Annotated in this window: 19 protein-coding genes; 1 reads left to right on the top strand and 18 read right to left on the bottom strand. The window is 42.7% G+C overall.

Features of this window, described 5'->3' with window-relative positions; genetic code table 11:
• Window positions 1-18: 18 nt before the first annotated feature.
• The 5 genes from WDV74_RS06670 to WDV74_RS06650 all read right to left on the bottom strand — a co-directional run bounded on the left by WDV74_RS06670 (window position 19) and on the right by WDV74_RS06650 (window position 7,431).
• Window positions 19-723 carry a molecular chaperone gene (locus WDV74_RS06670; RefSeq protein WP_338885228.1) on the bottom strand — a complete coding sequence of 235 codons (705 nt, stop codon included), beginning with the start codon at window positions 721-723 and terminating at the stop codon, window positions 19-21.
• Between the two features lie 108 nt (window positions 724-831).
• A complete protein-coding gene (locus WDV74_RS06665; RefSeq protein WP_338885227.1) occupies window positions 832-1,377 on the bottom strand; it encodes a fimbrial protein in 546 nt (181 codons plus the stop codon).
• 1,250 nt (window positions 1,378-2,627) lie between these two features.
• Entirely contained in the window at window positions 2,628-4,715 is a 2,088-nt protein-coding gene (gene flhA / locus WDV74_RS06660) for a flagellar biosynthesis protein FlhA (RefSeq protein WP_338885226.1), read from the bottom strand.
• Window positions 4,708-5,859 carry a flagellar biosynthesis protein FlhB gene (flhB, locus tag WDV74_RS06655; RefSeq protein WP_338885225.1) on the bottom strand — a complete coding sequence of 384 codons (1,152 nt, stop codon included), beginning with the start codon at window positions 5,857-5,859 and terminating at the stop codon, window positions 4,708-4,710. Before flhB ends, flhA begins: the two co-directional genes overlap by 8 nt.
• A gap of 195 nt (window positions 5,860-6,054) precedes the next feature.
• Complete coding sequence (locus tag WDV74_RS06650) at window positions 6,055-7,431, bottom strand: sodium:alanine symporter family protein (protein ID WP_338885224.1); 1,377 nt, start codon at window positions 7,429-7,431, stop codon at window positions 6,055-6,057.
• A 420-nt stretch (window positions 7,432-7,851) separates the two neighbouring features.
• On the opposite strand from WDV74_RS06650, the gene WDV74_RS06645 reads away from it, so the two are divergent.
• Window positions 7,852-8,415 (top strand): recombinase family protein, encoded by a 564-nt coding sequence (locus WDV74_RS06645; protein WP_338885223.1) that lies wholly within the window; start codon window positions 7,852-7,854, stop codon window positions 8,413-8,415.
• On the opposite strand, the gene WDV74_RS06640 is transcribed toward WDV74_RS06645, so the two are convergent.
• The 13 genes from WDV74_RS06640 to flhD all read right to left on the bottom strand — a co-directional run bounded on the left by WDV74_RS06640 (window position 8,412) and on the right by flhD (window position 21,725).
• Entirely contained in the window at window positions 8,412-9,215 is an 804-nt protein-coding gene (locus tag WDV74_RS06640; protein ID WP_338885222.1) for an alpha/beta hydrolase, read from the bottom strand. The two genes, WDV74_RS06645 and WDV74_RS06640, sit on opposite strands and share 4 nt — an antisense overlap.
• Window positions 9,216-9,326: 111 nt before the next feature.
• Window positions 9,327-9,983, bottom strand: coding sequence for a protein phosphatase CheZ (cheZ, locus tag WDV74_RS06635; RefSeq protein WP_338885221.1), 657 nt, complete (start codon window positions 9,981-9,983; stop codon window positions 9,327-9,329).
• A gap of 9 nt (window positions 9,984-9,992) precedes the next feature.
• The gene (gene cheY, locus WDV74_RS06630) at window positions 9,993-10,382 is read right to left on the bottom strand and encodes a chemotaxis response regulator CheY (RefSeq protein ID WP_338885220.1); all 390 of its coding nucleotides are present in this window, start codon (window positions 10,380-10,382) and stop codon (window positions 9,993-9,995) included.
• A gap of 80 nt (window positions 10,383-10,462) precedes the next feature.
• On the bottom strand, window positions 10,463-11,515 hold the full coding sequence (locus WDV74_RS06625; RefSeq protein WP_338885219.1) for a chemotaxis response regulator protein-glutamate methylesterase: 1,053 nt from the start codon (window positions 11,513-11,515) through the stop codon (window positions 10,463-10,465).
• Window positions 11,508-12,341: a protein-glutamate O-methyltransferase CheR gene (gene cheR / locus WDV74_RS06620; protein ID WP_338885555.1), complete on the bottom strand. Its 834-nt coding sequence runs from the start codon at window positions 12,339-12,341 to the stop codon at window positions 11,508-11,510. Before cheR ends, WDV74_RS06625 begins: the two co-directional genes overlap by 8 nt.
• Before the next feature lie 60 nt (window positions 12,342-12,401).
• Window positions 12,402-14,033: a methyl-accepting chemotaxis protein gene (locus tag WDV74_RS06615; protein WP_338885217.1), complete on the bottom strand. Its 1,632-nt coding sequence runs from the start codon at window positions 14,031-14,033 to the stop codon at window positions 12,402-12,404.
• 55 nt (window positions 14,034-14,088) lie between these two features.
• Complete coding sequence (locus tag WDV74_RS06610) at window positions 14,089-15,780, bottom strand: methyl-accepting chemotaxis protein (protein ID WP_338885216.1); 1,692 nt, start codon at window positions 15,778-15,780, stop codon at window positions 14,089-14,091.
• 152 nt (window positions 15,781-15,932) lie between these two features.
• A complete protein-coding gene (gene cheW / locus WDV74_RS06605; protein WP_074019720.1) occupies window positions 15,933-16,430 on the bottom strand; it encodes a chemotaxis protein CheW in 498 nt (165 codons plus the stop codon).
• Window positions 16,431-16,516: 86 nt separating this feature from the next.
• Complete coding sequence (cheA, locus tag WDV74_RS06600) at window positions 16,517-18,751, bottom strand: chemotaxis protein CheA (RefSeq protein WP_338885215.1); 2,235 nt, start codon at window positions 18,749-18,751, stop codon at window positions 16,517-16,519.
• 6 nt (window positions 18,752-18,757) lie between these two features.
• A complete protein-coding gene (motB, locus tag WDV74_RS06595; RefSeq protein ID WP_338885214.1) occupies window positions 18,758-19,774 on the bottom strand; it encodes a flagellar motor protein MotB in 1,017 nt (338 codons plus the stop codon).
• Window positions 19,775-19,776: 2 nt separating this feature from the next.
• Window positions 19,777-20,658 carry a flagellar motor stator protein MotA gene (motA, locus tag WDV74_RS06590; protein WP_338885213.1) on the bottom strand — a complete coding sequence of 294 codons (882 nt, stop codon included), beginning with the start codon at window positions 20,656-20,658 and terminating at the stop codon, window positions 19,777-19,779.
• A 132-nt stretch (window positions 20,659-20,790) separates the two neighbouring features.
• Entirely contained in the window at window positions 20,791-21,372 is a 582-nt protein-coding gene (gene flhC / locus WDV74_RS06585) for a flagellar transcriptional regulator FlhC (RefSeq protein ID WP_338885212.1), read from the bottom strand.
• 2 nt (window positions 21,373-21,374) lie between these two features.
• Window positions 21,375-21,725 carry a flagellar transcriptional regulator FlhD gene (gene flhD, locus WDV74_RS06580; RefSeq protein ID WP_074019618.1) on the bottom strand — a complete coding sequence of 117 codons (351 nt, stop codon included), beginning with the start codon at window positions 21,723-21,725 and terminating at the stop codon, window positions 21,375-21,377.
• Between the last annotated feature and the right edge of the window lie 318 nt (window positions 21,726-22,043).

Raw genomic sequence — 22,043 nt, 5'->3', positions numbered from 1 at the left:
CTTGTGACTGATAGGTTATTATAGGGATGACAATGTTTGGTATTGGGGCTCAGTGATACCACCATAATCATTGATGGCTCTCCAGATAATGTTATTACCAGAGCTTATAGGTAACGGCCATTGTCGGTTGCTAAAGGGTGCCACCATGCCAGCTTCTGGTATTACACTGTTTCCAAGCCTGATGTCATAAAAGGAGACATAAAATGGTGTAGGATTCTGCACCACCAATTGCCCTGCTTGCCGGGAAAAGATCAACTGCTGATAAGCCGTTACAGCAAGTTGTTCTGTTAACCCTTTTGGACGATAAAAGAGTTTTATCCGGTTTTTCAGCGAGATTAATAAACGATTTGATTCATCATTTTTCGAGGCAGGAATGGCCTTAACGTTAAACCAAAAAATAGATTCACGATCCTGTGGCAGTGTGTTATCCATTAAAATAATTCGTAAACGATTTTCCTGCTCACCATCCAGACGAAATAAAGGCGGTGTCACTAAAAATGGGGCTTTTTGACCAGAAGATTCAATCGTTGGGGTAAACATATCGACCCAAGATTGAATAAGGTATACATCATCTTGACTATCGTTGATGACGGCAATAGCAACTTCACGTTGTGAAGATTCATAGATCACCCGAGTACTACTCAGTGATATTCCAGCGTGGACAGGAGGGAGAAAGAAAACAGGCAGAATAAATAGTAGCCCGATAAAAAAATGTTTTGACATAACGATCCTATCCCTACATCACTTCAAAATAAAAAATATTCCCACCAAGTACAGTGGGAATATCACAGGTACAATAAAAAAAGAAAACGGAAATGTAAGGAGTTAGAGTTAGTCGTATTCTACTGTAAATGCAGCCCTAGCCTGAACTAAGCCAGATGTAATATTATTTTTGTCTTTTATCGCTACATATTTAGCAATAAATTGCAATTCCTTAAAAGTATCTCTGGTAGTTAAGGTATCAACTGTTACAAGTGGTTCTCCTATTCCGATTTGCTCTCCTGATTTATTATAAATACCAATGCCAACCCCTGTTGCAGGAGACCCCGAAGCAGTATTCGCTAATACCTTGCTATTACCACGATCTTGAATACCAGTAAATCTAATCTTTACTGAAGAATTATCCGATGATTTACAACCACTCAGTTTAATTTTAAAAGGCGTATCACCTTTAGCATCACCTGTATTTGTAAAATCACCCACACCCACATCAGCCATAGTGACATTACCACCATCACCCGCTACAGCAGTAGAACATGTTCCTTTCGTCACTTTACCGGTAAAAGTAATACTGCCATTGTTATTAATAGCAAATGCAGAAACAATCATAGAACTCCAAATTGTCACAACAATAGCTGATTTCATTAATAACTTCATTTATTTCTTCCATTTATATTATGCGTGTAGAATCCATCGAAATGAATTTATATTTCGATTTAAAACCCATAGAAATTAATATTAAAAATTTAATTTATTCCATCTCAGAATTTAATAAATATAGTCCTTTAAATTATGTAGTCTTAATAATTATATTTTTAATGATTAAAAGAGAAATTGGAGATATATTTATTCCTATATACCAATCTAACTTCAAGATGCATGTGATTTCTCCCCGCTTCGCGGGGAGAAATCAGGTTTCATATCGTGTTGTAAATTGCAACTTGAAGTTTAATGCATATATATATTTTAGCCCAAATACTGACCTGATAATTTCCATTCTTTCCATCAAGTTAACAATTATATGTATAAAAATTACCAAAACTAGCATTTGGTTAAATACCCATTCACCGTATTATGATCTGCAAAAATTATTTGGCTATAGTGGATTTCACTTAGAACAATATTTTGTATGAACAATAACGATAAACTCCCTATTTTCAAAGGAGCAAAGATACACTAACTCATTTTGTCATTAAAATTGTTATTAACTATTTATTAGAACAAATTGATAGTCAAAAACTATTAAAGTAGCCATTTCGATCGTTATATACTGTCAGTCACTTCTGATCTCCGATTAACAGATCAAATAATAACCAATACATAACAAGCTCAAACCTTATCCATAATCACTCAAATAAGCAGCTCTTGCGTTTATGCACATATACCCATCCAGCTTCAAGTTGCCGCTTGCAAATCAATGTGATTGTTTATATCTCCCCGCTACGCGGGGAGATATAAAACGCATCTTGAAAGGCAATTGGTATAATATATATTTAATTTATTTAAAATTCTGAAAATTGTATTACTAATTAATTATTGGTATAAAATCATTGCACCTTCAATTAAAATTTATTCTGGCAAATACACCATAATTATTATTTATTGCAAACTAAACTTCTCAATAAACTAAAGAAATATCGCTATATATACGTATTAAACTTCAAGTCACAATTTACAACACTAGATGAAACGTGATTTCTCCTCGCTTCACAGGGATAAATCACACGAATCTTTAGGTTAGATTGTTATATTTATATGATAAATGATTAATTATGCGTGATTAATCTATAATATGGTGATCACCTTATATCCCCGCCCGCATTGGGCGGGGGTTTTCGGCGGGTTTTGCTAAACAATCACCTTATATTTATTATTTTTTTCTTAATAAAATACGGTCGTTGTCAATGCTATCTTGCTCCCCCAATCGTTGCCGTCATTCTGATTTGACGATTATCGGTAATTTCAAGGTTGGACAGTACAACCAACCGAGGAAGTATACGGCGTAAGAAACGAGACAATAGCGGACGCAGTGCATGGTTGACCAATAATACAGGTGGCGCCCCCAACATTTCCTGACGCTCCAATGCCTCTGCCGCCTGACGTTCCAAACTTTCCGCCAGACCCGGCTCCAGTCCGCCGCCATTTTGCAGTGCTTGCAGCAGCAATCGTTCCAAACCCGCATCCAAACCAATAACTTTGATTTCATCTGTACCTGGGAACCATTGCTGGGCAATCGCCCTGCCAAGTGCAATCCGAATCATGGCCGTCAATTCGTAAGGATCTTTTTGTACTGGAGCATGTTCTGCCAGTGTTTCAACAATAGTACGCATATCGCGAATTGGCACTTGTTCCGCCAGTAAGTTTTGCAAAACTTTATGCAGCGTTGTCAGGCTTACCACATCAGGAATGAAATCCTCTGTCAGTTTTGGCATTTCCTGACTGACGCGTTCAAACAACTGTTGCGCTTCCTGTCTTCCAAACAGTTCACTGGAATGCTGGGAGAGCAAATGGTTTAAGTGAGTCGCAACAACTGTGCTGGCAGCTACGACGGTATAACCTTGCACCTGCGCCTGTTCCCTTAGACTGTCATCAATCCAGACAGCAGCCAGGCCAAAGGCCGGATCTGTCGTTAAGTCACCCTGCAATTCACCTACAGCACCGCCCGGATTAATCGCCAACCAACGTCCCGGATGGGCTTCTCCACGCCCAATTTCTACGCCTTTCATCATGATACGGTAGCTGGCGGGCGCCAATTCAAGGTTGTCACGAATATGCACAACTGGTGGCAAATAGCCCACTTCTTGCGCGAATTTTTTGCGAATACCGCTAATACGACCCAGCAATTCGCCGTTTTGGCGGAAGTCCACCATTGGGATCAAACGATAACCCACTTCCATTCCGAGTGGATCTTCCAGTTGTACATCAGACCATGAAGCCTCTGCGGTTTGTTGTTGCTCTTCCACCGCTTTCATCTCTTCATGTTGTGTCACAAGCGGATTTTTTTCCTTACGCAGTAGGAAATAGCCCACGCCCGCTAAAGCCGCCGTAAATAACAAGAAAACGAAGTTAGGCATTCCCGGGACCAATCCAAGCAGACCGAGTACACCTGCACTCAACATCATTACCTTTGGATTGTTGAAAAGCTGGGTCACCATTTGTTGACCCACATCTTCATCTGTCGCTACGCGCGTTACGATAACACCTGCCGCTGTGGAGATAATTAATGCGGGTAACTGAGCAACCAAGCCATCACCGATGGTTAGCAAGGTATAGGCTTCTGCGGCATCCCCCAAAGACAAATTGTGTTGGGCAACACCAACGATCAAGCCACCAATGATGTTGATCACCAATATCATCAATCCAGCAATTGCATCGCCACGTACAAATTTGCTCGCCCCATCCATTGAACCGTAGAAATCCGCTTCCTGTGTCACCTCGGCACGACGTTTTTTAGCTTCATCTTCGCCGATCAATCCTGCGTTCAGATCAGCATCAATCGCCATCTGTTTACCAGGCATTCCATCCAATACAAAGCGTGCACCAACTTCTGCAATACGCCCTGCACCTTTGGTTATGACCATAAAGTTAATCAGGATCAAGATAACGAAGACTACAATACCGATGGCAAAATTACCGCCAACTAGGAAGTGACCAAAGGCTTCCACGACTTGCCCTGCCGCGGCAGATCCCGTGTGTCCTTCCATCAGGATAATTCGTGTGGAAGCCACATTAAGTGACAGGCGCAGTAAAGTTGAAAACAGCAAAATGGTCGGGAATGCGGCAAAATCCAATGTCCGGCGAGTGAACATGGCCACCAGCAAGACCATGATAGAAAGCGCAATGTTAAAAGTGAACAGTAGATCAAGCAGGAATGCGGGCAACGGCAGTACCATCATCGACAAGATCATGAGTATCAGAACAGGCCCCGCAAGCATTTGCCACTGGGAGCCTTTTATATTCCCCGATAAACGTAATAATGAGGCCAGATTAGCCATGACGATTATTTTCTCCAGCAAAATCCAGTGCTGGCGGCACTGGCAGATTTTCAGGTTTTTTCGGTTTCAAACCACCTTCCTGTTTCCAACGTTTCAATTGGTAAACCCAGGCAAGGACTTCTGCGACAGCAGAATAGAGCGCCGCAGGAATAAAACCACCTACCTCAGCATGGCGAAATAACGCTCGTGCCAAAGGGGGGGCCTCCAGTAGTGGAATGCGATTTTCCATACCAATTTCTTTAATGTGCAAGGCAATGAGCCCTGCCCCTTTTGCCAACACTTTGGGGGCACTCATTTTTTTGCTGTCATATTGTAAGGCAACAGCGTAATGAGTCGGGTTGGTGACAATGACATCCGCCTTCGGCACATCTGCCATCATGCGCTTACGCGCAGCCGCTTGCTGTTGTTGACGAATTCTTGCCTTTACATGTGGGTCCCCTTCTTGCTCCTTAAATTCATCCTTGATCTCCTGACGAGTCATTTTCAATTTTTTCAGGTGACTGCGGATCTGATAAAACACATCAAACGCCACCATGGGTATCAGCATAAATAAGACAATATAACTGGCAAAAATCAGCATCATCATGGCATCGCTCAAGGCTATCAACGGATGTTGAGCAGCCAAATTGAGCATAGTAGGCCAATTAAGCCAGATAAACAGAGCACCACCACCTCCCACTAGTGATGCCTTCAAAATAGCTTTGAATAATTCCGCCAGCGCATTCATGGAGAATATTTTTTTCAAACCAGAGATAGGATTCAGCTTAGCCAAATCAAATTTGATGGATTTTGAACTGAATAGCAGCCCGCCCATCAATGCTGGCGCACTAATAGCAATCAATACCAATCCGACAAAAATCGGCAGTAGTGCCCAAACCGCCTGCTTTAGTAACCGGCCGACTTGTTGCACCATCTGTTTGTCGTTACTGACCATACTGTGGTCGAAATTGAATCCTTCAAACACCATTAAGGAAAGTTCATGGGTAATCGATTGTCCGCTCATCCAGAGCAGGCTTACCCCTCCCGCTAACATCAAGATTGAGGTGAGTTCCTTAGAACGCGCTATTTGCCCCTCTTTACGCGCTTTTTCCCGTTTATGGGGCGTGGGTTCTTCGGTTTTTTCGAGATCGCTATCTTCAGCCACTGCTTTCCTTGGTGAACATTCGTGATTACGTGCAGAAAATTTGCCTTTAGGAGTGGGCAAATAAAATTGTGTTAAGCATGACAAAAGCCTAGAAATTCAATGGCGGGAACACTGCAAAATTTGCGGGGGTATTTGGAGCATTATGACAACTGTCTTGAATTGAGATGGCTGATAACAGCCATCTCAAACCGTTTTTCAATCTGTTTTAACTGGTGCCTTAATATTAATACTATCAGCATTAACATCACGAATATGATCTTTCGTCAGGCGATAAACAACTGGACTCAGAAAAGCAATTGCTATCAGATTGGGGATCGCCATCATGGCATTAAGGGTATCCGCCAGCAACCAGACAAAGGTTAACGACTGAGTAGCGCCAATCGGTAACGCGATAATCCAAACGATACGGAAAGGTACTATGGCTTTTGGCCCCAATAAATATTGGATACATTTCTCACCATAAAAACTCCATCCCAAAATGGTTGTAAAGGCGAAAATAGCCAAAGCAACAGCAACGATATAGTTGCCTCCCGGGATCACGGTTGAGAAGGAGGCTGCGGTTAGTGTTGCGCCTGTTTGGCCTGTCAGCCAGCCACCGGTAATAACAATAGTTAAGCCTGTCACGGAGCAAACAACGATCGTATCAATAAAGGTTCCCAGCATCGCAATCAAACCCTGACGAATGGGGTTTTGGGTTTTTGCCGCTGCGTGGGCAATGGGGGCACTTCCCATACCTGCTTCGTTAGAGAAGACACCACGGGCAATACCAAAACGGATCGCCGCCCAAACGGCTGCACCAGCAAATCCCCCCTGCGCCGCAACGGGAGTGAAAGCTGATTTGACGATTAAAACAAAAGCATCGGGAATAGCTGTAAGATTGAGTGCCAAAACAACAATCCCTGCCCCAAAGTAACCGACTGTCATAATAGGCACTAATTTACCTGCAACATCAGAAATGCGCTTGATACCGCCAATTAACACGGCACCAACCAAAACGACCAAGATACCGGCCGTGATGGTTTTTTCAATACCAAAGTTACTTTGCAATACGTCAGCGACAGAGTTAGCTTGTACAGTATTGCCGATACCAAAACCTGCAATACTGCCAAAGAAAGCAAAAAGCGTTCCCAGCCAAACCCATTTTTTTCCTAAGCCGTTTTTGATGTAATACATCGGGCCGCCAACGTAATTACCGTTTTTATCGGTTTCACGGAAACGTACCGCCAAAACCGCTTCCGAATATTTCGTCGCCATGCCCACCAATGCGGTCATCCACATCCAGAACATTGCTCCCGGCCCGCCCATCACAATGGCTGTCGCCACTCCTGCGATATTTCCAGTCCCGATTGTCGCCGACAATGCAGTCATTAGGGCGTTAAAAGGTGAAATCTGACCTTCACCACGTTGTTCATTTTTTTGAAAGAGTAATTTAAACCCCGTGCCTAATTTACGGATCGGTAAGAAGGACAAACGGATTTGCATGAAGATACCAATACCCAAAAGCCCAATTAGCATGGGAACACCCCATACTACCCCGTTTAATGCAGCTAACCATTGTGTAATTAATTCCATATACACCCTCGGCATTCAATATAACAAGTTGGCAACAAAATTATTTCAATTAAATAAAGAGCATTTTGGCAAAATAAGCGAGGATTAATTGAGGACCTTCAGCAAGAAAAAATGGATACTGTGAGTTAAGTCACTCGTTATGATTACTCTTTACCAACTTTATTGGTAATAATTCTTGTTATACGCATTAAACTTCAAGTTGCAATTTACAACACGATATGAAACCTGATTTCTCCCCGCTTTGCGGGGAAAAATCACAAGCATCTTGAAGTTAGTTTGGTATACATCAATTATTCTGAATTTTCCCTACCAGCCAACCAATTTTTATTTTGACATTAAATAAATTAAAGGTTTTTTATAGTAAATAAAAAGGTATTATTTTCATTTTAAATAGTTATCAAGGTTACTAAAGGATTATCAGTGGCAAGAATTGGTTACATCAGAGTGTCTACAAATGACCAAAATAGTGATTTACAAAGAAATGCGTTAATCAATATTCACTGTGAGCTGATTTTTGAAGACAAAATCAGTGGGAAGACGGTTAATCGTCCAGGGCTAAAACGCGCCTTAAAACATCTTAAACCTGGCGATACTCTGGTGGTTTGGAAATTGGATCGATTGGGGCGCAGTGTGAAGGATCTGGTCACACTGATTTCAGAACTGCATGAACGCGGAATTCATTTTCAAAGTCTGACTGACAGTATTGATACCAGTACGGCAATGGGAAGGTTTTTCTTCCATGTAATGAGTGCACTTGCAGAAATGGAACGTGAACTTATTGTAGAAAGAACCAATGCAGGTTTGGCCGCCGCACGGGAACAGGGACGAATGGGGGGACGACCCGTCGTGTTTACCGAAGCAAATCGACAACAGGCTATCAGATTACTGAACAAAGGGCATAGCCGGAAGCAGTTGTCGATTATTTACAATGTATCGTTATCAACAATTTATAAGTACTTACCTGTAGGGGAAGTGGTTAATTAGTTTATAAACTCTTTTATCAAACTAACCCACTCTGTTGGCTTCTCAATTTGTACCGCGTGGCCACTATTAATCTCTCTGTAGGTACTGTTGTTAATGTTTTTATAAACTTCACGTACCAAATAAGGAGGGATTAACGTATCACTGTTTAAGCCAATAACCAGCGTGTTTTTATCTATTTGAGGAAGATAATCTTTTATATCTATAGATAACCCCAAAGCAATACGTCTTTCTATCCCTTTTTCTGCAGGTTGAGAGCAGATCCGCTGTATAGTCTCATGTCCCAATGATGCGATAAATTCAGGGCTTAGAGCATGTGATAAGGCAAAAGCCATCGCTGATGGTTTGTCATTCAACTCCAAATGTAACCAAGTATTGAATACCAATTGGTGGCGAGGATCATGACTTGTCGCCCACGGAGCGGTCAATATTAACTTATCAATGAGATTTGGATATTTGGCTGCGACAACTGCCGCAACAACGGCTCCCAGGGAAACACCGACTAAATCAACAGGAAAATGGCTGCTATCTTCTATCACAGCAGCAACTTGTTCCACCAGATGCTCAATAGTCAATGTTTCTGGCGGTAGTTCAGAATTTCCACAACCTGCATAGTCAGGAATGATAACAGTTCGGTCACGGCTAAACGCCTTTTTTATCTCTCCAAAGCTACTGTCACCGCTACTATTTGTGCCATGCAGGAAGATAATTGATTTTTTGTTATTTTGCGTATTGTCTGGAAATTCCTTACGGTAAGAAACCAATGAATCTTTTAACTTAATAACTTTATCAATCGACTCCACAATACTTTCCTTTGCATAATCTGAATTAATGCCATCGAAAAAGGCGCTTGGAACTCCCCCAAGCGCACCAAAAATATAAAGTCCTGTTCGTTAAAGCAATTATATTCGTGATCAAAAACCTAAACTGTCCAACAAATCATCAACCTGTGCTTGGTTGGTAATCACTCCGGCACTATTTTGGTTAACTTGAGGGCCATTAAGAAGACTGTCGTTCTCTTTTTTCGCTTTAGCCATCTGGTCAGAAGGCATATTTTCCATTAATACCATGACCAACTGTTTTTCTAGCTCCTGGATGACTTCCATCATCCGTTTAATTACCTGCCCAGTAAGATCCTGAAAGTCTTGCGCCATCATAATTTCAAGTAATTGGGTGTTGGTAAATGAGGTATGATCAGGTACGAGATTCAAATAGTTCCTCGTGTCCGTTACCAGTGAACGAGCATCAGTCAGATCCAAATTCTTCGGATTTGCAAACCATTCATCCCAACGTTGGGTTAAGGCTTTGGCTGACGTTTCCAATTCGTTCTGACGGGGCTGTGCTACTTCAACACAGTTCAACACCCTTTCAGCCGCTTGGGCCGTCATTTGGACAACGTAATTCAATCGTTCTCTTGCATCTGGGATCGCTTCAGCCGCCTGAGCGATGGTTTGATCCAATCCCAGTTCACGTAAACTATCGCGCAGCATTCTGGTTAACTGCCCAATACGGCTGATTATCTCACTGGTCGAGATTGCCTCACCTCTCGGCATGACTGGATTTTCACTCATTTTGTCTCCTTAGAGCCCCAGTTTTTCAAATATTTTATTGAGTTTCTCTTCCAAAATAGCCGCAGTAAACGGTTTCACAACATAACCACTCGCTCCGGCTTGGGCTGCTGCAATAATGTTCTCTTTTTTTGCTTCTGCCGTTACCATTAGGACAGGTAAAGCGGCCAGTTTTTCTTCACTGCGAATCATTTTCAGCAATTCGAGGCCATCAATATTTGGCATATTCCAGTCAGAAATAACAAAATCAAATTCGGCAGTGCGGAGTTTAGTCAACGCTTCTGCCCCATCCTGTGCTTCATCTACATTGTTGAATCCCAATTCTTTCAGTAGATTACGTACAATTCGACGCATAGTTGAAAAGTCATCGACGACCAAAAATTTCAGATCCTTACTTGCCATAAAAACTCCTTGGAATTTCACTTATCCAGCAGCACAGCGCTGCAAAAATTAACATCAAATACAACTACCAAATACAACGACTAAATACGAACCGATTGCCCTGCACTGATTTTGGCCAACATAGTTTTACTGATTTTTTGAAGATCCATGACTTCATCCACCGCCCCTAACTGGATCGCAGCACGTGGCATTCCAAATACGACACAACTTTTTTCGCTTTGAGCCAATGTGTAAGCACCTGCCTGTTTCATTTCCAGCAAACCCGCAGCACCATCATTGCCCATACCTGTTAAGATAACGCCTACCGCATTGCGCCCGGCATACTTTGCAACAGAACGAAAGAGAACATCGACAGAAGGACGATGACGATTAACCGGCTGGGAATGAGTTATCATGATTTGATAATTGGCACCGCTACGGCAAAGCTCCATATGACGATCACCAGGCGCAACATAGGCATGTCCCGGCAGAACACGTTCTCCATCCTCCGCTTCTTTTACCGTGATTTGACTCAGTTTATTAAGTCGTTGTGCAAAAGAACGGGTGAACCCCGGAGGCATATGTTGAGTAATTAATAAAGCCGGACTGGTGATCGGCAGAGGTTGCAGCAGGTTTTTGATTGCCTCTGTTCCTCCTGTCGATGCCCCTACTGCGATTAGTTTTTCACTGGATAAGAGTGGCTTGAAATTTAATGGTGCTGTATTTACAGCTGTCGGTTCCGCAGGACTAATTCTAGCTTGAGCTGCGGCACGGATTTTTTCAGCAATCAGTTCGCTGTAAGCTAACATACCTTCACGGATACCCAATTGTGGCTTAGTGACAAAGTCTACCGCCCCCAGTTCCAATGCCTTCAATGTAATTTCCGAACCTTTTGCTGTCAGAGAGGAAACCATCACAACAGGCATAGGGCGTAACCGCATCAGTTTTTCTAAAAAATCAATGCCATCCATGCGTGGCATTTCAACATCCAATGTCAGTACCTGCGGATTGTGCTTTTTAATTAAATCGCGAGCAACGAATGGATCCGGAGCACAGTCCACGACTTCCATATCAGGGTGACTATTGATAATTTCCCGCATGACTTGACGCATCAACGCCGAATCATCCACACAAAGAACAGTTATTTTATTCATGACCCCTCCTTGCCCGACCTACACCGTAAACGGTCTGTCCTTGCAAGTAGAACTCTCGGCTGATTTGAGTGACGTTTTCGGAATGCCCTGCAAAGAGCAAACCATCCGGTTTTAAGAAACTGACAAAACGACGCAAGATCCTTTCCTGTGTCTTTTTATCAAAATAAATCATGACATTACGGCAGAATATCGCATCAAACTTACCTTCGAGTGCCCAATCAGAATCGAGTAGATTCAAGTGCTGGAAACTCACCAATTCAGCAAGTAAAGGACGAACCCGTGCATATCCTTCAAAACGGCCAACTCCTCTGAAAAAATATTTTTTCTTTTGGCTTTCATTTAGATACTGTAATTCTTCCAGCCGATAAATACCCCGTCTGGCTTTTTCCAGCACACTAGTATCAATATCGCTGCCAATGATTTTTATCCGATTTGACCGATGCCCCAGTGCATCACACAAGGTCATTGCAATAGAATATGGCTCTTCACCCGTTGAAGCGGCAGCGCTCCAAACTCGGTACGCGCCGCCATTTTGTCTGCTGGCATGTGCCGCCAGAATAGGAAAATGATGAGACTCTCTGAAAAACGCGGTGAGATTGGTGGTCAATGCATTAATGAAAGATTCCCATTCTTTACTGTGACTGTCCTGTTCCAAAATCGATAAATATTGACCAAAATCATTAAGTCCCAATACACGAAGCCGTCTGACTAAACGGTTGTATACCATCTCGCGCTTATTTTTTGCCAGTACTATGCCAGCCCGTTGGTAGATAAACTGGCAGATGCGCTCAAATTGCGCATCCGACAAAGCATGTCGCTGAAGCATAAAGTTTAGCGACGCAGTAGCATCAGTATCCGAAGCTATTGAATTGGCTTTCATCTGACCTCAGCGTAGTTGACTTACAACATGCTCATCAGTCATGTTTGATGTAACGGTCGCCTGATGAGCGTATTCACCTTCCAAACTTTTAGGTAGTTCAAATTGAGCAACGGTTTTCACCAGGATATCTGCCTTGTCTTCAAGGGCGGCAGCGGCAGACGCAGATTGTTCCACCAATGCAGCATTTTGCTGTGTGACTTGATCCATCTGGCTGACCGCTTGAGCAACTTGATGAATGCCACGGCTCTGCTCATCAGAAGCAGCAGCAATTTCAGCCATTAAATCAGTTACCTGGTTCACTGACCTAACCAATTCATCCATCGTTTGCCCTGCATTATTCACCAATTCTGAACCCTGATTAACACGATGGACAGATTCATCAATTAATGTTTTTATTTCTTTCGCGGCTTCGGCACTGCGTTGCGCCAAGTCACGGACTTCACCGGCCACTACGGAGAATCCACGTCCCTGTTCACCGGCACGAGCTGCTTCAACGGCAGCATTCAGTGCCAAAATATTGGTCTGGAAAGCAATACCATCAATAACGCTAATAATAGCGCTAATTTTTTTCGAACTTTTGGCAATTTCATCCATCGTTGCCACAACACTTGTGGTCAATTCGCCACCTTTTGACGCAGTCTGAGAAGCCGATATCGCCAATTCACTGGCTTGGCGCGCATTCTCTGCGTTCTGTTTAACAGTAACGGTCAACTCCTCCATACTGGCAGCCGTTTCTTCCAATGATGCTGCCTGTTGTTCTGTACGTGAAGATAAATCCGTATTGCCTTGAGTGATCTCTTGAATACCAGAATACATCTGGTTGGTATTATCACGCACTGCAGCAATGGATTTGACTAATGATGCCTGCATATCACGCAGCTTGCGGAAAATATCACCAATCTCATCCTTGGTGAACACAGCAATTTCTTTATCCAAACGCCCTTCCGCTACATCCTGGAAGCAAGCTCTCATATTCGAAAACGGTCTGAGAAGGTTACGTTTTAGCCACCAATTAGCCGCTATTGAAACAACAAATACCATCAAGACAGCGCCAAAAAACATGGCAATGGATACTTTGTAGAAAAATTTCCCCTCAGCAACCGCTGAGTTAATGTTATCACCGAGATATTGCATATAGTTGTTATATGCAATTTCCATCTTACGTTGGTAATCTTCTGTAGGTTGATCAAGGAAAGCCTGAAAATTACCTTCATAAAGATACGTTTTTAGCTCTTTTAATGCATTGATATATTCTTGATAAGAATGTTCAACCGCAGCTAATAAAGCTGCACTATGATCAGTTTGTTCTATCCGAGGTAATGAACTAAATTTGGCGAAACTCCTGTCTGCTTCATTCAGTGAGCTTTTAAGCAACGCCTCCATTGCTTCTACCTGAGTTTGTGGTTGCCCCACTTTATGGGCAATCGCGATTTTGTTTAGAGTATTACGCGTTTGTAACAATGCCGCCCAACTCAACCCAAGGGTATCTCTCCGTTGAGTGCCCAGATCAATTCTTTCGATATATGTCTGGTCTGTATGAATTATTCCCAGAGACAAACCACTCGAAATAATTTGCATAACACAAAACATCATCAGTAACAGATACAAACTGGTTGATATGCGAAGCTTGCCTAACATGTAATCACCTCGTTTAACGGCTGCATAATGCAGCCGTGGTTATCGCTATTATTTTTTAGAATGTTTCCCAATTAGAGGGGTCTTCCACATTGTTTTCTTTCTTCAATACGGGAGGATTCGTTTTATTAGCTGGAGGAATCGACGATAAAACTTCATTTTTTCTTTTCTCAGGCTGTTTCCTTTCTGCCTGCTCCGATAGCTGGAACATCGCAACCGCTTTGGTTAATATCTTGGCCTGTTCCTCCAATGCCGCCGCCGCCGCCGCAGATTGCTCAACCAATGACGCATTTTGCTGTGTGACTCTATCCATTTCAGAAATAGCAACACCAACTTGCGTGATCCCTCTGCTTTGCTCATCAGAAGCCGAGGCAATTTCCCCCATAATGTCAGTCACACGAGTAACAGAATCGACAATTTTGTTCATGGTTTCGCCAGCACTTTCTACTTGCATGGAACCGGTATCTGTACGACTGACAGAGTCTTCGATCAACGCTTTGATCTCTTTAGCCGCTTCTGCACTGCGCTGTGCCAAGTTACGCACTTCACCGGCAACGACGGCGAAACCACGACCATGCTCACCCGCACGGGCAGCCTCCACGGCAGCGTTAAGGGCGAGGATGTTAGTTTGGAAAGCAATGGCATCAATGACACCCGTGATGTCAGAGATCTTGCGAGAGCTGTCTGCAATTTCATGCATGGTTTGAACAACATTAGCCACCACTTTGCCCCCCTGACGGGCGATCTCAGAGGCGTTGTCAGCCAAGTTACTGGCTTGACGGGCATTGTCAGCATTTTGTTTTACTGTCGCAGTCAACTGTTCCATGCTGGCAGCCGTTTCTTCCAACGAGGCCACTTGTTGTTCAGTACGAGAAGAAAGATCGTTGTTACCTGCTGCAATTTCGCTGGTACCGGTATAGATGGTTTCGGTACTTTGATGAACACTTCTGACTGTATTGATCAGTTCTTCCTGCATGTGTCTCAAGCCAACAGCTAACATGCCCATTTCATTATTACCAGTTACAGTGATCGTCTGGGTCAAGTCCCCTCTTGAGAAAGCCTTGATATTTTCCAGTAGCTTGTGCAGCGGATCGATCAATGCTTTACGCAAACCAATCCAGCTTATCACTATGACCACAGCCAGCAGAGCCATCACAAGGAGCAATGAAACAACAACATTGCTGTAAGCTTTGTCAGCTTCCTGTGATACCTGATCATAAAATTTTGCGTTCTGAGATAAATAAAAGTTAAATTCTGCATTAAACGCGTTCTGGTAATCCGTCGTTTTATGGAGAAAAAACTCTTCAAATTTGTCATGCGCTAACATGTTATCTAATTCTTTAAGCGCATTAAGATAGTCATTATGGGTCTGTTTCAAACGTTGCAGACGTTCTGAATCATAAAAAGACAATCTTTCAGTCTGCTCATATTTTTCGAAGAATCGTTCGGCACGAGCAATATTAGCCCTGGCTTCTCCCAAAGCGTCATCAATTTTATAGCTACCTTCAACACCGCGATTTTTCATCATGTACATGATGCCAACACGGTTTAGGTTATTACGGCCTTGCAGCAGGTTAACCCAGCTTTCATCCAGATAGATTTGCTGCTCTCGCATTTTATCTATTAAGTCAAAGGCTTGTATATCACTCTTCAACCCTTTGAAGAACAATCCCCCGGAGATAAGTTGCAAAGCACCAAACAATATGATGACTGAGATTAATCCCGTCACTATTTTCATTCGGTTAAACATGACTTCCCTTTTTTTTACTAAATTTCTATGCCAGTGTTATCGGCACACTTAAAGGGAACTTTACGTAAAATTCTAGAAATTGATTTTTTGCGGTATTTTTTTGATCTAAGACAAAGGGGCTGCTGTTTTTTTATTGCAGTAGCCCCAAAACATCAGCCTTTGGCGACTGAATCAACCAATGCCATTTCTTCACTGTTGAGAAGCTTTTCGATATCAACCAGAATCAGCATCCGTTCATCAATAGAACCAAGCCCGGTTAAGTATTCTGTTGATAAAGTAACCGCAAATTCTGGCGCAGGACAAATCTGATCTTCTTTCAGGGAAAGCACGTCTGACACACCGTCGACCACAATTCCGACAACACGATTAAGCAAATTCAGGACAATAACAACCGTATTATCGTTATAGGTGACATCTTCCTGTGAGAATTTGATCCTCAAATCGATGATAGGCACGATCACTCCACGCAGGTTAGTGATCCCCTTTATAAAAGCCGGCGTGTTTGCAATGCGGGTAACTTGATCATAGCCGCGAATTTCCTGCACTTTTAATATTTCAATTCCATACTCTTCATCACCCAAGGTGAAAACCAGATATTCCTTTCCGGTTGTTTCCCCCGATAATTTATTAAATTCTTCTATGGCTGACATGATGTTACCTTTTAGTGTGAAGTTTTTTCTCCTTTCAAGCTGCCCCTTACGGTTACGCCAACTTGAAATCTATTGGGTATCTTTTTTTAATTGTTGTTCGCTAATTCCGCCTTACTCTGCGCCAATTGTTCATGGTTAAGTTTTTGCAAAGCAGGAACATCAATGATGAGCGCAACGCTACCATCCCCCATAATGGTGGCAGCTGAAATACCCGGTACTTTGCGGTAATTGCTCTCAATATTTTTAACAACAACTTGATGTTGCCCCACCAACTTATCCACCAGCAAGGCATAACGGCGTCCAGCACTCTGCACAATAACAGCAATGCCTTTCGTTGGATCAGTGATCCCATTGGGGATATCAAATATGCGATACAGTTCCAGCAGAGGTAAATATTCCCCACGTACCAGCAATAGTTTTTCATCACCCGCCAACGGATAAATATCTTCCTCTTGTGGTTGCAATGAACTCACTACAGCACTCAGTGGCAGGATGAAAACTTCCTCATTAACTCTGACTGACATTCCATCCAATATCGCTAATGTCAATGGCAACAAAATGCGAATGACAGTTCCCTTTCCTTCCTGGAAGTTAATCTGAATTTGCCCTCCCATGTCTTGAATATTGCGCTTGACCACATCCATACCAACACCACGGCCAGAGACATCAGTGACTACTTCTGCGGTAGAGAAGCCGGGAGCAAAAATCAGCATAGCCACTTCTTCGTTGCTCATATTTTCATTGACGCTTAAGCCCTGAGATTGTGCTTTTGCCAAGATTTTCTCACGATTCAGACCCGCACCATCATCAATGACTTCAATACAGATATTTCCACCTTGATGCTCAGCCGCCAAAGTCAAATTACCTGTTTCAGGTTTACCAGCCGCAAGGCGTTTTTCCGGGCTTTCGATACCATGGTCAAGACTGTTGCGTACCAGATGTGTGAGAGGATCGATAATCCGTTCAATCAAACTTTTATCCAGTTCTGTCGAACTGCCAATGAGTGTCAATTCCACTTTTTTATTGAGTTTTCCAGCCAAATCCCGCACCAAACGCGGATAACGGCTAAAAACATATTCCATCGGCATCATACGAATTGACATGACAGATTCTTGCAAGTCACGGGAGTTTCGTTGTAATTGAGCCATACAACTTAGCAATTCACTGTGTTTGGTTGGTTCCAGACCGTTACAATGCTGAGCCAGCATAGATTGGGTAATAACCAATTCACCCACTAAATTGATAAGCTGATCAACTTTTTCAACTGCAACACGAATACTAGACGATTCCGCTCGCTGGCGTGGCGAACCCGCTGCTGGACGGGGTGCCGGACGCCCAACTTCGCGCACATCTATTTTTTTCGGAGCACTAGACAACTGTGGATCATTTGTAATTGTCGTATCTGTTGCTGTGGTAGTCTCTGCTGCCGTATCTGTTGTGCTATTTTCTGCTACCGTTTTTACCGTATCGGTTTTTACTAAGGCATCAACTACAGAATCCCCTTTTGCTACTGCATCTTGTTCTGTTTCAGTGTCCACACCTTCTGACTGAGATTCATTTGTGGGTAAAAAAGTAATTTGCTCAGGCTCAATCACAAAGCACAATACAGCTGTAATATCATCTTCTGTCGCAGATGTGATCAACGAAGCTTCAAGACTATTATTAGTCTGTTCTACATCATAAATCTCACCAAGATGCCCCAATTCATCTTTCATTAAACTGACTTCGCGTTCTTTCAACCCAGATAAATGAACACGGATCCGCCCATGATTAGATTTGTTTGCTGGAGAATGTCGCTTCTCTGGCTGATTTTTTTCTAACTGAGCTAACTCTACTGCCTGTTTTTCCTCAACTTCATTTACAACATCTTCCGGGGCAAGCTCAGCCTGAATCTCAGGTGTTGAGGCAAGAAATTCTTCCTGCTGCTGCCCTTGCTGTAATTCTAACGCAAGCTGACGCAGCGTCTCGCAGATATAATTGAATGTGTCTTCATCCGGCTCCTGAGAACTTTTATAGGCATCCAATTGTTGCTGCATAATATCTTTCGCTTCTAAAAACAAGTTGATAATGTCAATGGTCAAACGTATTTCATCACGTCTGGCGCTATCGAGCAGATTTTCCAAAACATGCGTAGTCTGTTGCAGTTTGGTAAAACCAAAAGTCGCAGCACCCCCTTTAATGGAATGGGCGCTGCGAAATATTGCGTTTAACTGCTCATGATCAGGCTCATCGGCGTCGAGCAACAATAAATGCTGCTCCATATCAGCCAATAGTTCATCTGCTTCATCAAAGAAAGTTTGATAAAACGCGGTAATATCCATCGTTACTTACTCTGTCATCTTATTGTCACTCGGCGGTTCAACCGATGAGGGCTGCTCCGATTTTGTGATTTCATGTTTTATGATCACATGGGATTGTTCAGTGGGTTGCTGACCAGACGCTCCCTCATTTGAATCCATTCTGATGACTTCTTGCATATCCATACTATTGTTAGCGGTCATGGCGTTACCGCCACTGTTTTCTTGTTCAATCCTTTTTTCTGCATCTTTATTTAGTACAATAATACTGATACGACGGTTAACCGGCGCATTAGGATCGATGTCTTTCTGCATACTAACAGTAGATGCCATACCCACAACTCGCAGGACCTTAGCTTCATCCAAACCACCTATCAGCAATTCACGCCTTGACGCATTGGCACGATCTGAAGAAAGCTCCCAGTTGCTGTAACCCCGCTGACCATTAGCATAGGGTAAACTATCGGTATGGCCAGAAAGACTGATTTTGTTTGGAATATCGTTCAAGATCGGCGCAATTGCTCGCAAAATATCGCTCATGTAATTCTCGACCTTAGAACTGCCAATCATGAACATTGGGCGATTTTCTCGATCGATAATCTGAATACGTAAACCTTCATCCATCATGTCAATCAATAGATGAGGGCGTAGCTCTTTAAGGCGAGGATCGGTAATAATCAATTGATCAAGTTGCTGGTGTAATCGATTTAAGCGACGCGTTTCTTCTTTAATTTCAATTACCTTAGATTGACGGAAAACTTCTCCATCCTGTTGGAAAATATCCTCCCCTCCCCCAGGGATCGGGTTAGTATTATCGCTGCTCTTCTGTCCTTGGTTGATCGCTACTCGCAAAGGGGTACGGAAATATTCTGCGATACTAGTCAATTCCTGTGGACTAGCTATCGATATCAACCACATAACCAGAAAGAATGCCATCATTGCAGTCATAAAATCAGCATAAGCAATCTTCCAAGATCCACCAACATGGTTCGAATCATGTTTTTTACGCCTCTTTATCCTGACGACGGAAACATTATTCTCTCTCATAATTATTCTTCAGCTTCTTGTTGTACAGGGGATTTAACCCGACGAACATGTTCTTCCAATTCTGTAAATGAAGGACGATCTGTTAGGAATAATGTTTTACGACCGAATTCAACTGCAATTTGTGGTGCATAACCATGTAAACTGGAAAGCAATGTCACCTTAATACATTGCATCATTTTGACTTGCTCACCGCTGCGTTGACGAAGGAGTGTTGCCAGGGGGGAAACAAAACCATAAGACAATAAGATCCCAAGGAATGTTCCCACCATCGCATGTGCGATCAACGCGCCCAATTCTCCTGCCGGACGATCCGCAGCTCCCAGCGCATGAACAACACCCATGACGGCCGCAACAATCCCGAACGCGGGTAATGAATCCCCGACTGCTGCCAAACTAGTCGCTGGTATTTCACTTTCCTGTTCGTAAGTTTCAATCTCTTCATCCATCAAGGCTTCGATTTCATGAGGATTCATATTACCGCTGATAATCAGGCGTATATAATCAGTGATAAAATCCATCAAATGCTGATCTTTTAACAAACGAGGATATTGTGTGAATATGTCGCTTTGGTGCGGGTTTTCAATATCCCGCTCCAAAGCGAGTAGCCCATGCTGGCGGGATTTTGACAACAAACGAAACTGTAACGCCATAAGATCCATATACATCGCTTTATTGTATTTTGATCTACGCAATACTTTTGGTAATACACGCAGTGTTGCCTTTATCGCCTTGCCATTATTGCCCACGATAAAAGCACCAACTCCCGCACCTGCAATAATCAAAAATTCCGCTGGCTGATAAAGTGCGCCCATGTGACCACCGACAAGCAAGTAGCCACCAATTACCGCACCAAAAACCACGATATATCCTAAAAGTACTAACACGCGATATCCTTTAGCTAAGTTGGTGAGCAGACGAGATTTGAACAGGGCAAATGATAATGAAAAAGAGTATGGCGACAGGTTACAGAGGTTATGATCAAATCTGTAACCTGAATTTTACTTTCCCATTTAAATTCACACAGCTTGCTGAGCAAATCCATCCAGCAGTTGTGATTTAGTATCGGCAGGTTGAGAGGAAAGTTTACGTTTTTTTACTGCCCGTGAAGGGGGCTGGCAAAGACTACAAACAAAGCTATTTAATGGCTGGTGAGCGTGTGTGATAAAAGTTCCACCACAACAACGACATTGTGTTGGCTGTAACATCCCGCTATCAACAAAACGAACCAATGTCCAAGCTCGAGTTAATGCCAGAACGGGGCCTTCTTCACTCGTCGGAGGGCATTGCTCAAGATATAAACGATAAGCTTTGACAACAGCCTCTACTCCCTCACAATGCCCACTTTTTAACAGAAAACGATAGGCATTGTAGAACATTGACGAATGAATATTCTGTTCCCAAGTCATAAACCAATCCGTCGAAAAGGGGAGCATCCCTTTAGGCGGAGGGCTTCCCCGCAACTCTTTATACAACCGGATCAATCGACCTCTACTTAGTTGCGTTTCACTTTCAAGCATCTGCAATCGCGCGCCTAAAGTGATGAGTTCCATCGCCAGCTGAATATCTTTCGCTTCCTGAACGATACTTTTTTCAACCATCTTTACGCTCTTTTCTTGATTGAGGTGTCATCCTGGGCGGATAACTGCTGAAAAAGATGAGTAGACAGTAAGATACCTGTATGAATTTGTTGCAGATCGTCCACCCGAGATTCTTTAGTTAACTGCTGTACAGTTTCGTGATCTTCAAACCGGAAATGGCAAATCAATTGGTTTGTTTCAGCTAATTTTACTAACTGAGGCAATGTCAGCTCGGCCAACGTATCAGCCATCGATTCACTAATACCTAAACGGAACATCGCAGATGCTTTCTCATGGTTAATTAGCCGTTGTGCCAAAAGCAAATACGATAAATTTATGTCATAAATATGTTTGAGCAATTCAGCCGTACTCATTTCTATATATCCCGTCCGATTACATGAAAAAATCAAATTAAGTGATCAAAGAATCACTCACGACAAAATTACCAGTAGCACGAGATTCAATAATCTCCGACATAACTGAAATATACATCTTTAGCCAGAGCAGTAACTGTCCTTTGTATTACTCTTGGGATCGCCCAATTTCTAAAATATTTCGGTAATGGGTTGTAAAAGTATTATTGCGTCATCTGGGTAATGAACTTGCCACAATTGATTAAGAATATTCTTAATGCTAATTAACTTTACTCCTGAATCATCAACTTATACAACGGAGAACAGATGTCATTTTAA

Source organism: Xenorhabdus sp. TH1, assembly GCF_037260955.1.
GTDB classification, from domain to species: domain Bacteria; phylum Pseudomonadota; class Gammaproteobacteria; order Enterobacterales; family Enterobacteriaceae; genus Xenorhabdus; species Xenorhabdus griffiniae.
The sequence above is the reverse complement of the archived record's forward strand: the minus strand, read 5'-3'. Positions and strand labels throughout refer to the sequence as shown.

What these genes read in the sequence shown, in the direction of transcription:
- cheR (WP_338885555.1), bottom strand. Translation starts at nt 12,341, where the DNA reads ATGCTTCAGCGACATGCTTTGTCGGATGCGCAATTTGAGCGCATCTGC.
- WDV74_RS06650 (WP_338885224.1), bottom strand. Translation starts at nt 7,431, where the DNA reads ATGGAATTAATTACACAATGGTTAGCTGCATTAAACGGGGTAGTATGG.
- cheA (WP_338885215.1), bottom strand. Translation starts at nt 18,751, where the DNA reads ATGGATATTACCGCGTTTTATCAAACTTTCTTTGATGAAGCAGATGAA.
- WDV74_RS06615 (WP_338885217.1), bottom strand. Translation starts at nt 14,033, where the DNA reads ATGTTAGGCAAGCTTCGCATATCAACCAGTTTGTATCTGTTACTGATG.
- motB (WP_338885214.1), bottom strand. Translation starts at nt 19,774, where the DNA reads ATGAGAGAGAATAATGTTTCCGTCGTCAGGATAAAGAGGCGTAAAAAA.
- WDV74_RS06610 (WP_338885216.1), bottom strand. Translation starts at nt 15,780, where the DNA reads ATGTTTAACCGAATGAAAATAGTGACGGGATTAATCTCAGTCATCATA.
- cheW (WP_074019720.1), bottom strand. Translation starts at nt 16,430, where the DNA reads ATGTCAGCCATAGAAGAATTTAATAAATTATCGGGGGAAACAACCGGA.
- WDV74_RS06625 (WP_338885219.1), bottom strand. Translation starts at nt 11,515, where the DNA reads ATGAATAAAATAACTGTTCTTTGTGTGGATGATTCGGCGTTGATGCGT.
- WDV74_RS06670 (WP_338885228.1), bottom strand. Translation starts at nt 723, where the DNA reads ATGTCAAAACATTTTTTTATCGGGCTACTATTTATTCTGCCTGTTTTC.
- flhC (WP_338885212.1), bottom strand. Translation starts at nt 21,372, where the DNA reads ATGGTTGAAAAAAGTATCGTTCAGGAAGCGAAAGATATTCAGCTGGCG.
- WDV74_RS06665 (WP_338885227.1), bottom strand. Translation starts at nt 1,377, where the DNA reads ATGAAGTTATTAATGAAATCAGCTATTGTTGTGACAATTTGGAGTTCT.
- cheY (WP_338885220.1), bottom strand. Translation starts at nt 10,382, where the DNA reads ATGGCAAGTAAGGATCTGAAATTTTTGGTCGTCGATGACTTTTCAACT.
- flhD (WP_074019618.1), bottom strand. Translation starts at nt 21,725, where the DNA reads ATGAGTACGGCTGAATTGCTCAAACATATTTATGACATAAATTTATCG.
- flhA (WP_338885226.1), bottom strand. Translation starts at nt 4,715, where the DNA reads ATGGCTAATCTGGCCTCATTATTACGTTTATCGGGGAATATAAAAGGC.
- cheZ (WP_338885221.1), bottom strand. Translation starts at nt 9,983, where the DNA reads ATGAGTGAAAATCCAGTCATGCCGAGAGGTGAGGCAATCTCGACCAGT.